Source organism: Desulfovibrio piger ATCC 29098, assembly GCF_000156375.1.
GTDB lineage: Bacteria > Desulfobacterota > Desulfovibrionia > Desulfovibrionales > Desulfovibrionaceae > Desulfovibrio > Desulfovibrio piger.
Genome location: NZ_DS996361.1, coordinates 52,310 through 67,155 on the forward strand (window position 1 = coordinate 52,310; position 14,846 = coordinate 67,155).

Annotated in this window: 11 protein-coding genes; 8 read left to right on the forward strand and 3 right to left on the reverse strand. The window is 64.8% G+C overall.

The window, feature by feature from the left end; genetic code table 11:
• Positions 1-122: 122 nt before the first annotated feature.
• From DESPIG_RS11945 to DESPIG_RS11955, 3 genes are all read right to left on the reverse strand, one after another.
• A complete protein-coding gene (locus DESPIG_RS11945) occupies positions 123-1,601 on the reverse strand; it encodes an SLC13 family permease (protein ID WP_006009129.1) in 1,479 nt (492 codons plus the stop codon).
• A 98-nt stretch (positions 1,602-1,699) separates the two neighbouring features.
• Positions 1,700-2,854 carry a sulfotransferase family protein gene (locus DESPIG_RS11950; protein WP_006009132.1) on the reverse strand — a complete coding sequence of 385 codons (1,155 nt, stop codon included), beginning with the start codon at positions 2,852-2,854 and terminating at the stop codon, positions 1,700-1,702.
• A gap of 47 nt (positions 2,855-2,901) precedes the next feature.
• On the reverse strand, positions 2,902-3,651 hold the full coding sequence (locus DESPIG_RS11955) for a sulfite exporter TauE/SafE family protein (protein WP_006009134.1): 750 nt from the start codon (positions 3,649-3,651) through the stop codon (positions 2,902-2,904).
• 244 nt (positions 3,652-3,895) lie between these two features.
• On the opposite strand from DESPIG_RS11955, the gene DESPIG_RS11960 reads away from it, so the two are divergent.
• From DESPIG_RS11960 to hcp, 8 genes are all read left to right on the forward strand, one after another.
• A complete protein-coding gene (locus DESPIG_RS11960; protein WP_246118329.1) occupies positions 3,896-5,377 on the forward strand; it encodes a TolC family protein in 1,482 nt (493 codons plus the stop codon).
• 10 nt (positions 5,378-5,387) lie between these two features.
• Positions 5,388-7,052: a ribonuclease J gene (locus DESPIG_RS11965; RefSeq protein ID WP_006009140.1), complete on the forward strand. Its 1,665-nt coding sequence runs from the start codon at positions 5,388-5,390 to the stop codon at positions 7,050-7,052.
• Positions 7,053-7,401: 349 nt separating this feature from the next.
• Positions 7,402-8,562, forward strand: coding sequence for an FtsH protease activity modulator HflK (hflK, locus tag DESPIG_RS11970; RefSeq protein WP_006009144.1), 1,161 nt, complete (start codon positions 7,402-7,404; stop codon positions 8,560-8,562).
• On the forward strand, positions 8,562-9,410 hold the full coding sequence (gene hflC / locus DESPIG_RS11975; RefSeq protein ID WP_006009145.1) for a protease modulator HflC: 849 nt from the start codon (positions 8,562-8,564) through the stop codon (positions 9,408-9,410). Before hflK ends, hflC begins: the two co-directional genes overlap by 1 nt.
• Before the next feature lie 7 nt (positions 9,411-9,417).
• Positions 9,418-10,107: a LexA family transcriptional regulator gene (locus DESPIG_RS11980; RefSeq protein ID WP_006009147.1), complete on the forward strand. Its 690-nt coding sequence runs from the start codon at positions 9,418-9,420 to the stop codon at positions 10,105-10,107.
• Position 10,108: 1 nt separating this feature from the next.
• Positions 10,109-11,206: a lytic murein transglycosylase gene (locus tag DESPIG_RS11985; protein ID WP_006009149.1), complete on the forward strand. Its 1,098-nt coding sequence runs from the start codon at positions 10,109-10,111 to the stop codon at positions 11,204-11,206.
• A gap of 287 nt (positions 11,207-11,493) precedes the next feature.
• Positions 11,494-13,023 (forward strand): DUF697 domain-containing protein, encoded by a 1,530-nt coding sequence (locus DESPIG_RS11990; RefSeq protein WP_006009151.1) that lies wholly within the window; start codon positions 11,494-11,496, stop codon positions 13,021-13,023.
• A 154-nt stretch (positions 13,024-13,177) separates the two neighbouring features.
• Complete coding sequence (gene hcp / locus DESPIG_RS11995) at positions 13,178-14,764, forward strand: hydroxylamine reductase (RefSeq protein WP_006009153.1); 1,587 nt, start codon at positions 13,178-13,180, stop codon at positions 14,762-14,764.
• Positions 14,765-14,846 lie beyond the last annotated feature (82 nt).

A 14,846-nucleotide genomic window follows, 5' to 3' on the forward strand; every position in this document is an offset into this window, starting at 1 on the left:
GGGAGGTGTGGTGTGCCCCGCCGCGGGATCGGAAGGGCGGCACGGCCGCCTTGCCGAATATCTGCCGCCATGCCGGGCCCGGAAGCGAGGGAACAGGCCGGACATGGCGGGAAACATGGTCGCTACACCGGCGGCATGATGTAGAAGTCCAGACCGAGGACCACGACGGTGAACCAGAAGTAGAGGATCGTCAGCAGCACGGAGATGAGCGCCGCGATCATGCCCCAGACGAACATGGTGCGGAGGTTGGCGCCATAACCGGCCACGATGCCCTGGGCACCGGTGGCAGAAGCCACTGCGTACGACCAGCTGATGGCCGAGCCCGTCACCCAGACCCAGGGCACGGCCCCAAAGGCCAGCCCGCGCCAGTTGGCCATGGATTCGATGGCCAGGGGCACCATGACGCCGGCGGCCGCGGTATCGCTGGTCACCTGGGACAGGGCGTTGGAGGCCACGCTCCAGGCCACGATGGACAGGGTGTCATTGATGCCGACCAAGGGCGTGATCCAGCTCCCGAACATCGTACCGGCGCCCGTGGTGGCCAAGATCTTGCTCAGGGCCACAGAGGCGGGCCACATGAAGAGGATGGTGATAGGGAAATGCTCGCGCAGGGCCTTGACGGACAGGATGGTCTCATCCTTGGCGTTGCGGGCGGGCCAGAACAGCATGAGCAGCGGGATGATGCAGAACAACTGGGTCGGCTTGAGCCAGGACCACTGGGGCCCCTTGGTGTACGGGGCGTACAGGGGCTGGAGGACGGCCAGGAGGATGGCCAGTGCGAAGCCGTAGAGAGAAACCTTTTCCTCATAGGTCATGGGGCCGAGCTTTTCCAGCTCCTGCCGGTAAAATTCCTTGCTGCCGCTGAAGCGCTCCATGTCCGTATGCATGAAGTACATCATGAGGCCCACACCGGCGATGACAAGCAGGGAAATGGGCACCATGCGCAGGGTCCAGTCGATGAAGTAGATATCGTGCCCCAGGTACTTGTTGAGCAGACCATAGGTCACCACGGACTGACCGCCGCCCAGCGGGGTGGCCATGCCGCCCACACTGGCGCCCCAGGCCACGGCGATGAGGATGTTGGACGCCGCCTTGGACTGCCAGCGCTGCTCGTTGGTGTTGAAACCGGCGTACATCAGGGATGCCACGGCCACAGGAGCGAACATGGCGGCCACGGTGGTGTTGCCCACCACGAAGGAAGTGACCCCGCAAAGGAGGAACCAGCCCGCGGTCTGGGCGCGCACGCTGCCGTTGACGCGCATGAGAAAGTTCAGGGCCAGGCGGCGGGCAAAGCCCCAGCGCACCCAGGCGCAGGTGATGGCCGTGGCGCCGAAGATGAGGACGGCCTCACGATGCACATACGCCTCCAGCACTTTGCCCAGCGGCATGTAGCTGTAGACGCAGGCCACGAAGATGGGCACGAGGCAGGTCAGCTTGATGTCCACGACGCAGGTGATCCACCACCAGACCATCCAGAACAGGATGCCGAAACCGAAGCGGGACTCGATGGGGCCGAAAATGGGCAGGGCCAGGGCAAGCAGCAGCAGGGCAGGCCCTCCCAGGAGATGCAGCAGACGGGAAGAAGACGACGATTCAGACATGACGGGCTCCAGTCCTTATTCCGGGCGGGCCGTGTGGCCCGCCCCTCGATATCATGCCGCCCGCAGGGATCCGGGCAGACTACAGATGGTCGGGCGTCCTAAAGGACGACATCACCAACATAGCGGCGCTTGATGGAGAAGTGCTTCTTCCACTTGTCGGACGCGCGCAGGCCAATGATGTATTCCTCGTCGGGATCGCCGGCAGGGAAAACCTTGGGGGCCGTGGCGGGATCCCACAGGCCCTGCTTGCGACGTTCTTCACGCTGGTCCACCAGCCAGTCATTATAGCTCTCGAAGACGATGTGGCCTTCAAAACCATCCAGGGTGGCGGCGCGGATGCGGCCGTCGAATTCCAGATATTTTTCGATCATGCGCTGGCTGGGCATCTCGGGCTCCACCGTGTTGGTGTAGCCGGCTTCTTCCAGCTCCTTGCCGGCCACGGCCGCAAAGATGCGCTGGTCACGCAGGGAGAGCAGATCCTTGTGGATACCGATATACTTGTCGCTGATGGGCTTGCCCAGAGGCGCATGGTCGCGGGAAGCGCCGCGAGCCTTGCACATATCGGTCTTGTAGAAATCGAACATGCCTTCTTCGAAGTCCTCGCCCAGGAACTCGCACACGCCGCGCATGACTTTTTCCGGTTCACGCACCAGCTCTTCGTAGCGCACGTCCAGCCACAGACCTTTTTCACGCAGAGGTTCGCGCCACTCCTTGACGGCGTTCCAGCAGCGCTTCCAGGACTGGGCCGCGCAATAGATGTTGGTGGGGCCAAAGGAGGATTCCATGTAGTCTACGCTGGCGTCACGGCCGTCCCGGGTGATGTAGATGAACTGGGCATTGGGGAAATCGTGGTGCATGGGGCCCACGAAGTAGAGGTTGTGCGGCGTTTTTTCGCCCCAGCGGGGCTTGTTCACATACTGGGCAAAACGCATGTGCATACCTGCGTACAGACCGGCAAAGCTGCGTTCGGGGACCAGCTCGATGACTTCATCAACGATGGTACGGGGGTTGACCTTCATCCCCCAGAAAGGAGTCTTGAGGCCAAAGACCATCTCCTGGGCCAGAGTGCGGAAGTTGGCTTCGACGGACAGGTCGCCGTAGGTGTGCAGATAGGGGTAGAAGCGGGGATAGTACCAGACCACTTCCGGAACGGCGATGCGGGAATGGCAACCCAGCAGGGCCATGACCAGGGTCGTGCCGGAGCGTTCGGCACCAATCATGAAGATGGGACGTTCTTGGAGGTTGAGAGGCATGGTTTTTCTCCTTGTTGGGGATTTTTTGACGTTGGGGGTCTTTTCGATCAGGCCTGCAGCAGGGCGCGGACGAAGATGAATGCGCCCACGACGATGCAGACGACGGAAACCATTTTTTTCAGGACGCCGGACGAGACGCTGTGGGCCAGCTTCGCGCCGGCCACGACACCGGCGAGCTCGGCCACCGTGACCAGAAGCGCCATGTGCAGGTCGACGAAACCATTGGCGAAGTTGCTGATGGAGCCGGAAGTGGCAGCCGTGATCTGGATGACCTGGCTGGTGGCGATGGAGGTGAGGGGGGTGAATCCCAGGATGACCATGAGGGGCACGGACAGCACGGGGCCACCCACGCCGGTCAGGCCCGAGCCGAATCCCACGGTGGCGCCGATGAGCAGCAGTTGCAGACGCTGCCGGCCGTCACCGGGGCGGTAGGTGATGGTGCCGCCTTTGGCGGGGAACAGGGCATAGATGCCCGCGAAGATGATGATGCACCCCAGGATGAGGTTGAGGATCCAGGCCGGTGCGATGGCGTTGGCCAGGGCCCCGGGGTAGCCGCCCACAAGACCGCCTATGCAGACGGGTATGGTGATGCCCCAGTGGATGCTGCCGTGTTTGCAGTACAGCCAGGTACCCAGAAGCCCGGTAAAGATGAAGCTGAACAGGGACGTGGCCATGGCCGCATGGGTCGTCAGGCCGCCAAGGCCGCTCAGGGCGGGGATCAGCAGGATGCCGCCCACGCCTACTGTTCCGATGAGGCCGCCGACGATGAGGGCGACGGCCAGGAGGATAATGATCATGGCTTGCTCCGATGTGATGTTGTTCACAAGCTGAGCAAGCAGCGTGCCAAAGAAAAAATAATATTTAATATATTGTTTTTATTATGTCTTTTTCTGCATATGGGCCGGGCTGCCGCAATGCGTTTTTTGCAAAAAAGAGGTGAAACGATCGAAATGTGGAGTGTTGCGGACAAAAGGCCGCTATCCCGCGCCGCCCTTGCCCAGGCCGTCGACAAGCGCATTGCAAGCCCGCCGGTGAGGGTGTATGCTGCGACCTATGTTGATGAAAAGCTTTTCTTCCTTCCGGGGACGCTGTGTCCGGCATCTGGGCACGGCGGTCTTGTGCGTGGTCATGCTGGGGTCTTCCCAGGCTTCTTTTGCCGCGTCCGCCGGCCGGCAGGATGCCGTTGCCCGGCAGCCCGTCTATAGCGGCCAGCGCTCGGCCGAGACGGCGGACAGGCCCGTGGCGGGCAAGAGCATCGGCATGTCCGATGCCGTGGAGCATGCCCTGCGCTTCAACCCCGGCCTGGGGGCGCAGGAAGCCGAGAGCCGTTCCTCCGAAGAAGGGCGAAAATCCGCGCGCGGTGCCTTCGGTCCGCGCCTGGGCGTGAGCTATTCCGCCACCAAGACCGAGAGCAAGCGTGATCCTTCCGCCACCATGGGCACCAAGAACCCCAAGATGGGCGTCTACAGCTGGGGCATCGAAGTGACCCAGCCCATCTTCCAGGGCTTCCGCCTGCTCTCCACCTACCAGAAGGCCGCCCTGCAGGCCGACAGCGACAAGGCTTCATTGCGCAAGGCCGAGCTGGACATGACCGAGCAGGTGCAGACGGCGTTCCTGGAATACCTGAAAGCCGGCGAGAACACCCGCAGCATGCGCGACAGCCTGACCCGCCTGCGCGAGCAGCTGCGCATCGCCCAGGCCTATTTCGAAGTGGGCCTGAGCCCCCGTCTGGACGTGCTCCAGGCCGAAGTGGACGTGAGCGAGGCCGAGCGCCTGCTCATCGAGGCCGAGAACACCCAGGCCACCACTCTGGCCAGGCTCAACACCCTGCTGGGCTTCGACGCCACGGCCGTCAATACCTATACCGGCACGCTCAAGGAAGTGGGCTTCCGCTATACGCTGGAGCAGTGCCTGGAACTGGCCTACCGCCAGCGCCCCGACCTGTATGTGGCCCAGAAGGCCGTGGAGATCGCCCGCAAGAGCCAGAAGGAAGTGCAGAGTGACTACTACCCCCAGATCGAGGGCTATTACAGCATGACGCAGAGCGGCAACACGCCCGGCATGCAGCGTTCCGGCGAGAACGGCTCGCACGTCACCAACTGGGAAGTGGGGGCGCAGGCCACCTGGAACGTGTTCGAATGGGGCACCACCTACTACGCCGACAAGCAGGCCGGCTGGCAGGTGACCAAGATGCGTTACGAGCAGGAGAACCTCAAGCTGGAAGTGGGCTACGACATCAAGTCCAAGTATCTGGCCGTGCAGGAGGCCCGCAAGCGCATCGCCGTGGCCCAGAACAGCGTGGCGCAGGCCACGGAGGCCTATAACGTGGCCCTGGCCCGTTATCACGAACATGTGGGCACCAACTTCGACGTCCTGGACGCTTCGGCCAACCTCACGTCGGCCCAGTCCTCCCTGACCGGTGCCAAGGCCGACTATCTGACGGCCCTTTCCCAGATCTATGTAGCCATGGGCGAATATCATCCCGACCTGCTGCGGGAAGGTGGCGCCGCCAGAAGAAAATAAACGGTCCCGTATGAGTGATTCTGAACAATTTTTGACAGTGACCCCCCTGGGTGGTCTGGGGGAGATCGGTCTCAACTGCCAGCTGTGGGAGACCTCCGCAGGCGTGGTCATGGTGGACTGCGGCCTGATGTTCCCGGATGATTTCCATCTGGGCGTGGACGTGGTCATCCCGCATTTCGGCGCCGTGAGCGCCGTGCGCGACAAGCTGCTGGGCATCGTCCTGACCCACGGCCACGAAGACCACATCGGCGCCCTGCCGTGGCTGGTGCCCCAGCTGCGCGGCACGCGCATCTATGGTTCCTATTTCACCCTGGCCCTGGTGGAGCACAAGCTCAGGGAGCACGAGCTGCTGGACTGGGTGGAGCTGTGCCCGGTAGAGCCCGGCGACCAGGTGGCCCTGGGCGACATGACCTTCCATTTCTTCCCCGTGTGCCACTCCATCCCCGAAGGCTTCGGTCTGGGCGTGGAAACGCCCGTGGGCCGCATCGTCCACAGCGGGGACTTCAAGATCGATCCCCAGCCCCTGGCCGGCAGCGGCACGGATCTGGCGACCTTTCGCGACTTCGCCGGGCCGGAGGGCGCGCGCCTGCTGTTCTCCGATTCCACCAATGTGGAGCGCGACGGCCGTTCCCTTACCGAGCGGGCCGTCATGGAGTCCCTGGGCAAGGTCTTCGACGAGGCCCCGGGCCGCATCGTGGTGACTCTGTTCTCCAGCCACATCCAGCGCATCCAGGAAGTCTTCGACCTGGCGCGCGAGCGCGGGCGCACCGTGGTCATCAGCGGCAAATCCCTGGCCAACAACATCGAGATGGCCCGTGATCTGGGCATCGCCAAGCTGCCGCCCAGTTTCTTCAACGCCCATAACGGCGTGCCCGACCTGCCCGACGAGCAGCTGGTGCTGGTGGTGACCGGTGCCCAGGGCGAACCGTTGTCCGCGCTGTCGCGCATGGTGCTGGGCGGCCACCGCCAGCTCAGCATCCGCAAGGGCGATACCGTGGTCATGAGCTCGCGCATGATCCCCGGCAACGTCAAGGCCGTGTCGCGCCTCATCAACGAGATGTACCGTCTGGGCGCCACGGTCCTTTACGAGAGCGTGCGGGCCATCCATGCCTCGGGCCACGCCCACCGCGACGAGTTGCGCGAATTGCTGGGCGCCGTGCGGCCGGAATATTTCGTGCCCGTGCACGGGGAATACCGCCATCTGTTCAAGCACGGCCAGCTGGCGCGCGAATGCGGCGTCAAGCCCGACAACGTGGTCCTGCTGGAGGACGGCTGTCCCCTGACCCTGCTGCCGGACGGCATCCGCCTGGAGCCGCCCGTGCCCGTGGAATGCACCCTGGTGGACGGCAAGGGCGTGGGCGACGTGGGCTCGGCCGTGCTGCGCGAGCGCCGCATCCTCGGCGACGAGGGCATGGTCATCGTGGTGCTGGTGCTGGATGCCGAGACCGGCAGCGTGCTGCACGGACCGGAGATGTTCTCCAAGGGCTTCGTGTTCGAGCAGCACTACAGCCATGTGCTGGAGGATGCCAAGTGTCTGGTGCTGGACGAGATCGAGTCCGTCCGTCCCGGCCAGCTCACCCGTTTGCAGGAAGGCATCCGGGCCTCGTTACGACGTTTCTTCCGTCGGGTCCTGGAACGCGATCCGGTGGTGGTGCCTATCGTAAGCGAGGTATAACTCTTTTGTATCTTTACAGGAATGGACAGGGTCGTGGTGTTGCCGCGGCCCTGTTTTGCTTTTTTGCGGGACGCGGGAAGGGCAGGGTGCGTTGACAGGAGACAGGTATTTCTTACTATAATACTGTCATTTTCCGGGCTGTCAGGAAAGACGAGCCGCCTTGACCCCCGGGACATATTATCATAATATTTGTAGTCTTTTAGCTTGCCCGTCGGTATGCCCGGCAGCAAAGCGGGCTTCCGGCAGGATGGTCCCTGCCACGGGCAAAGGCGGTACGGGCCGGTCCCCGGCGTAATGTCGCCGTCCACAGTGTTCTTTAACCCCATTCAGCAAAGGGGATGTCCTCCACATGACTTGGGATTGGGATAAATTGCAGGAAAAACGGCAACGGCAGCAGGGGCAGCGCCCCTCCCGTCCGCTCTTCGGTGATGATGATAACGACACGCAGGACGAACAGCCCCGGCGTGTCCGGCGTTCGCCTTCCGGCAACGGGGGCGACGATAACGGCTTTGACGGCAGGAATGCCCTGAAGAAGCTTGCCGGCATGAAGATGCCGGGCGGCATGGTGATCTGGCTGGTGCTGGGTCTGGTGGGCCTGTGGCTCTTGTCCGGCATCTATATCGTCAACCCTGACGAGGAAGGCGTGGTGCTGCGCTTCGGCAAGTACGACCGCACCGAAGGGCCCGGTCCCCACTACGCGCTGCCCGCTCCCATCGAAAGCGTCTACAAACCTCAGGTGACCCAGGTGCTGCGCTGCGAGGTGGGTTTCCGTTCCACCGGGCAGGCCACCACCTTCCGCCAGGGCGAGCTGCGCAGCGTGCCCAAGGAAGCCTCCATGCTCACCGGTGACGAGAACATCGTCAACGTCCAGTTCAGCGTGCAGTACAAGATCAACGACGCGGTCAAGTATCTGTTCAACATCACCGACCCCACCAACCTGGTGCGCAACGCCGCCGAGGCCGCCATGCGCGAGGTCATCGGCAACAGCCTCATCGATTCGGCCATCACCGACGGCAAGCTGAAGATCCAGAGCGACGCCACCGTGCTGCTCCAGCAGGTCCTGGACCGCTACGAGGCCGGCATCCAGGTGCTGGCCGTGCAGATGCAGGACGTGCATCCGCCGCAGGAAGTGAGCGACGCCTTCAAGGACGTGGCCAGTGCCCGCGAAGACAAGAGCCGCATCATCAACGAGGCGGAAGCCTACCGCAACGCCCTGCTGCCGCAGGCGCGCGGTGAGGCCGCGGCCATCCTCAACAAGGCCGAAGCCTACCGGGTGGCCCGCCTGCAGCAGGCCGAAGGCGAGTCCCGCCGTTTCGACGCGCTGCGCCAGGAATACGAAAAGGCTCCCGACGTGACCCGCCAGCGCCTGTATTACGAGACCATGGAAGAGATCCTGGCCGCCTCCAAGGACAAGACCCTGCTGGACAGCGGGGTCTCCGGCAAGGTGCTGCCGCATATGCCTCTTCCGGGTACGCCCGCTTTCGGCGTCCTGCCCTCGGAGAAGAAATAATGACCAAGAATCCCCTCCTTTACGGTGTCCTGCTGCTGGTGCTGGCCGTTTTCGTGACCCAGTGCTGCTTCACCGTGCACCAGACCCAGCAGGCCCTGGTGCTCCAGCTGGGCGACCCCCTGCCCGAGATCTACCGGCCCGGCCTGCATTTCAAACTGCCCTTCATCCAGAAGGTCGTCTATTTCGACGCCCGTGTGCTCGACTACGCCGCCAGCTCGCGCGAGGCCTTCACCGTGGACAAGAAGACCATCGTGCTGGACAACTACGCCCGCTGGCGCATCAGCGACCCCCTGCAGTTCTACCGCACCATGCGTACCATCCCCGGTGCGCAGGCCCGCCTGGACGACGTGGTCTATTCGCAGCTGCGGGCCCTGGTGGGCGCCTATACCCTGACCGAGGTGGTCTCCAAGGAGCGCGCCACCATCATGACCCGCGTGACGGAAAAGGTCTCCGAGCTCATGAAGCCCTACGGGGTGGAGGTACTGGACGTGCGCATCAAGCGCACCGACCTGCCCACGGAGAACCAGCGTTCCATTTTCGACCGCATGCGGGCCGAGCGTGAACGCCAGGCCAAGCAGTACCGTTCCGAAGGTCAGGAACAGGCCACGCGCATCCGTTCCGATGCCGACCGCCAGAAGGCCCTCATCCTCGCGGAGGCCAATCGCGAGGCCCAGGTGCTCTACGGCCAGGGCGATGCCCAGGCGGCGGCCGTCTACGCCGCGGCCTACGGCAAGTCACCGGAATTCTATTCCTATCAGCGCTGGCTCGATGCCCTGCGCAAGTCCTTCAAGGAGAACAGCAAGATGGTGCTGGGCAGCCAGATGCCCTTGCTGGATCTGCAGAAGTAGGTGGACCATGGGCTTTACGGAAATCTACGAACGCATCAAGCTGGCCACCAACTGCCGTACCCAGGTGGAGCTGGCGGAGCTGCTCAACATCCGCCAGTCCAGCATCTCGGACGCCAAGCGCCGTGATTCTGTGCCGGGCGACTGGTACATGAAGCTCTTCGAGCGCTTCGGCCTCAACCCCGACTGGCTCAAGTACGGGGTGGGGCCCCTCTATCTGCGCACGGACAAAGGGTATTGCCCGCAGGAGGCCCCCCAGGCCTTGGCCGAGACCGTGGCCTGCTACGGGGACGACTTCACCCGGTCCACCGTGGTGGACGTTTACGACATGGCCTGTGTCTATACGGACGAGGCTCCCAGGCCCGCCTTGTCCATTTCCGGCAGGGTCCCCCTGCCGCAGGCCTTTTTGCGGCCCTCGCTGCAGGTGCTGCGCCTGCGCGGGCAGGCCATGGAGCCCCTGCTGCGCGAAGGCGCCTACATCGGGGTGGACATGGAGGATCTGGCCCCTGTCTCCGGCAGGACCTACGCCCTGTTCGCCCCGCTGGAAGGCGTGGTGGTCCGCCAGGTGTTCCTGGACGGCTCGCAGCGGGGCTATGTCCTGAGGGCCCAGTCCCCGGACTATCCCGAGACGTCCCTGGATGCCGCCCTGTTGCAGCGCCGCATGCTGGGGCGTGTGGTCTGGACGTTCCAGGAGGTATGATATGAGCATCTCCGCCAGGGACGGGCGCAAGGCCCTGCGCCTTGTCCTGTGCGCCCTGTTTTGTCTGCTGCTGGCTGCCTGCGGCGGCAAGGAACCCGTGGATGACGTGGTGGCCAGCGGCACCGTGATCCTGGAGCCGCCGTCCGCCGATGGCGGCAGCGATGACGGTCTCAGGGAACGCTCTCTCGGGCCTTCTCCGGCGGCCCCTGCGGTGGTGACGCCTGTGGCGTCCTCCGCCCCCAGGACCGCGCGTCCGTCCACCCCGGCCGTGGCCCCTGCCTGGCAGGATCTCTCTCGCCGCCTGGCCGCCGACGGCATCGCCGGTCCCCAGGTGGACGCCCTGCTGGCGGGCCTGCCCGCCACGCCCACCCAGTCGCCCATGGGCCGCAAGATCAAGGCCCTGTACAATCGCAAATTCTTTCCCGCACCGCCTTCGGACAAGCCGCAGGCGCAGTATTACAAGGGCGTGGTCACGGACGCCAACGCGCGTTTGTGCCGCCAGTTCATCACGGCCAACAGCAAGGCCTTCCGGCAGGCGGAACAGCGCTACGGCGTGCCCTCGTCCATCGCGGCAGCCCTGCTGTTCGTGGAGACCCGCCTCGGCAAGGTGCTGGGCGATACCTCGGAGAACGCCTTCTACACTCTGGCCAGCATGGCCGTGAGCCGGACGCCGGAGAGCATCAGCGACTGGCTGCCGCAGCTGCGCGACCATGAACAGCACATGGACTGGATCGCCGAGACCATGCCCAAGCGCGCGGACTGGGCCTACAAGGAGACCAGGGCCCTGGTGGAACACATGCTGCGCGACCGCGTGCCGCCGGAGCATCTGCCCGGTTCCATCTACGGTGCCGTGGGCCTGTGCCAGTTCATGCCGTCCAATATCGCCACCTATGGTGCGGACGGTGACGGCGACGGCCGTGTGGACCTGTTCACCGTGCCCGATGCCGTGGCCAGCCTCTCCAACTATCTTGCCCGGCACGGCTGGAAGGCCGGGCTTTCCCGCGAGCGTCAGCACGCCCTGCTGATGCGCTACAACCACTCCACGGTCTACGCCAACACCATCATGGCCCTGGCGGACCGTGTCGCCGCTCTGAAGTGAGTCACGGGACGGCAGGCTTTGCCTGCCGTCCTTTCCTGACAGGCCGTGCCTTGGCCCGGCTCGTTCCGGTGTTTTTCCGGGCGCGATCCTGCGCCTTCCCTTCTTCCTTTCCCGGGGCCTTCCGTCGCTCCGCTGATCCTTTCCGCTGTTCCTGACATCCTGCTGACGCGTTCCGTGTTGTGCTTTGAGCGGCTCCACCGTACTGGCCGGAGCCGTCCCGACAGGCCCGGCCTGCGGGCAACTCCCGCGGCGGGGCCCCTCATCCTTCCTTTGTGCAGGTACCTTACATGACCTTTATCTCGACCTTGTTGAAAGCGGCTGCGGCCCTTTTCATGCTCGTCATCCTGATGCTGCTGGTCCAGCTGGACCTGACGGTCTTCCAGACCGTGGAAGTGCTGGCCCCCGGCTGGGGCTGGCTGGCCTTCGTGGCCCTGCTGGCCCTGGAGGCAGGCGCCGTGCTCTGGCTGGGCCTGGCCTGGTTTGCCCGTGCGCCCCGTCTTGTCCTGCGTGACGACCCCTCGGAAGCCGAACGCCAGGCCTTTGCCCGGGAACTGGCACGCCGCCTGAAAAAGAATCCCCACGTCCGCGCCGCAGGCATCCGCGCTACGGATGAGGATTTTCTGGAAAAGGCCCTCGACGTGCTGGACGCCCGTGCCGGGGAAGAGATCCGCAACAACGCCAAGCGGGTGTTCCTGGGCACGGCCCTGTCCCAGAACGGCCGTCTGGATGCGCTCATCATGTTCGTCTCGCTGGCGCGCATGATCTGGCGGGTCTCCGGCATCTACAACCAGCGTCCCTCCCCGGCGGAGCTGTGGAGCGTCTACAGCACGGTCTCCTCGGCCACCTTCATTTCCTTTTCCATCGAGGCCCTGGACATCCCCCGGACCATCACCGAGAGCATGAACGAGCTGCTGCCCGCGGTCACGCCCGTCATGGCGGCCTCCAGCGTGCCGCTCATGGGGCCCATGATGCAGCAGTGCACGTCCGCGGTCATCGACGGGGCGGCCAACTGCCTGCTGGCCATCCGGGCCGGTGTGGTGACGCGCAGCGCCTTCCGCTTCGCGGCCCTTGGCAGGGAAGAGGCCCGGCAGCAGGCCTGCTGCCGCGAGGCGGGCACCATGCTGACGGAGATCTCGCGGGAGACCGTGGGGGCCATCGTGGAGGCCTTCCGCAAGCAGCTGATGGATCTGCCTGCCTCCATGGGCCAGAAGATCTCGGAGACCGTGGGCACCGTGGCCGACAGTGCCTTGGAAAAGACCCGGGGCGCCGCCCAGAGCGTGGCGCGCGGCGGTACGGCCGTGGCCGAGGCCGTGAGTTCCGGTGCCGGTGCCGTCATCGGTGCCGGGCAGGCCGTGGCCGGGGCCGTCAGCTCTGGGACCGGTGCCGTGGCGGATGCCCTGGGCAGCGGGACCAAGGCCGTGCTGGGGGCCGTGCGGGGCATATTGCCCGGCAACCGGCGGCGGGAAGCCACGGCGGACGAGCGTTTCGTCCTGCATCTGGCGCTGGTCTGGTCGCAGGGGCGTCCGGGCTGGAAGCGCCGTCGCCAGCTGGCCCGCCTGTGCGATGCGGAAGGCGTGAGCGCCGGGCTGCGTACGCTGGTGGACAGGCATCCCGATCTCGACCTGCTGGAACCGCAGTTGTCGTTCTGGCGGGGCAGAGCAGAGGACGTGCTGGCCTGCCACCGGTCCCTGGAGCTGGAACACGGCGCGGCGGCCGCGGCCTGGCTGGCGGAGCTGGATCACCGGCTGGGACTGGGCGGCAGTTTGCAGGGCGGTCATGAGGCGCCCGCCTCCGGCTGGAAACGCTTCTGGAAGTAAGCGCAAGGGGCGGGATCTTCCGCATATCGTCCGGCAGTCCGGCGGGACTGTGAAAAGATTCCCTGTTTTGTGACGATGGTCACAGTTGCGGTGGAGGAGATGTGCTCTAGTGACATGGACAGACACCCATCCCCCTCAGCACAAGGAGCCCCCCATGTTTTGCAACCAGTGTGAACAGACCTCCAAGGGCAAGGCCTGTACCCGCCTTGGCATCTGCGGCAAGAACGAGGCCGTGGCCATCCAGCAGGACAAGCTGGTATGGCAGCTGCGCGAACTGGCGGCCGTGGCCCTGATGGCCCGTGACGCCGGCATCGTGGACACCGCCACCGACGACTTCGCCTTCAAGGCCCTGTTCTCCACCCTGACCAATGTGAATTTCGATCCCGTCTCCCTGCGCGCCGTGCAGGAAGAATGCCTGGAGCGCACCACCGCCCTGGCCGCCCGCGTGCCCGGTGCCCCGTCGCCCTCGCCGCTGGCCGCCTTGGACCTGCGCGATACGGCCATCGACCGCCTGTCCGACGACGAGGACGTGCGTTCCGCCATGCAGATCCTGCTCTACGGCCTCAAGGGCGTGGCCGCCTATGCCGACCATGCCGCCGAACTGGGCCAGCGCGATCCCGACGTGGCCGCCTTCCTGTATCGCGGCCTGCGCGCCGGTACCGAGCTGGATCCCGAGAGCCGTGACCTCAACGGCTGGCTGGGCCTGGTGCTGGAATGCGGCAAGGCCAACCTGCGCGCCATGGAGCTGCTGGAAGCGGGCAATACCGGTACCTTCGGCACGCCCGTGCCTACGCCCGTTTCCCTGGGCCGGCGCAAGGGCAAGGCCATCCTCGTCTCCGGCCACGATCTGCCCGATCTGCTGGCCCTGCTGGAGCAGACCCGCGACACGGGCATCAACGTCTACACCCACGGCGAGATGCTGCCCGCCCACGCCTATCCCGTGCTGCATGCCTTCCCGCATCTGGCCGGGCATTACGGCACGGCCTGGCAGAACCAGCAGAAGGAACTGCCCGCCTTCCCCGGCGCGGTGCTCTTCACCACCAACTGCATCCAGGATCCCAAGGGCTACGCCGACAAGGTCTTCACCTCCGGCAACGTGTCCTGGCCCGGCCTGGGCCACTGCAAGGACCGTGATTTCTCGGCCGTCATCCGGAAGGCCCTGGAGCTGCCCGGCTTTGAGGAAGACGTGCCCGGCAAGGAAGTGCTGACCGGCTTTGGCCGCGAGACCCTGCTGGGTGCCGCGCCCGCCGTGCTGGATGCCGTGGCCCAGGGCAAGCTGCGCCACATCTTCCTGGTGGGCGGCTGCGACGGCGCCCGTCCCGGCCGCAACTACTATACCGAGCTGGTGGAGAAGATCCCGGCCGACTGCCTGATCCTGACCCTGGCCTGCGGCAAGTTCCGTTTCTTCGACAAGGAGCTGGGCAGCCTGGGCGGCATCCCGCGCCTGCTGGACGTGGGCCAGTGCAACGATGCCTACGCCGCCGTGCGTGTGGCCATGGCCCTGGCCGATGCCCTGAAGTGCGGCGTCAACGATTTGCCGCTGTCGCTGGTGCTTTCGTGGTACGAACAGAAGGCCGTGAGCATCCTGCTGACCCTGCTGGCCCTGGGCGTGAAGAACATCCGCCTCGGGCCCACGCTGCCTGCCTTCGTGTCCCCCAACATCCTCAAGGTGCTGGTGGAGCAGTGGAACATCATGCCCGTGACCACGCCTGACGAAGACCTCAAGGCGATCCTGGGCTAAGATTCTCCGCAGGGGAAGGCCGTGACGCGGTCTTCCCCTGTGTTTTTGGGCCCGGCGGGGCCGCTGCCCCGTCCGGTCGTTT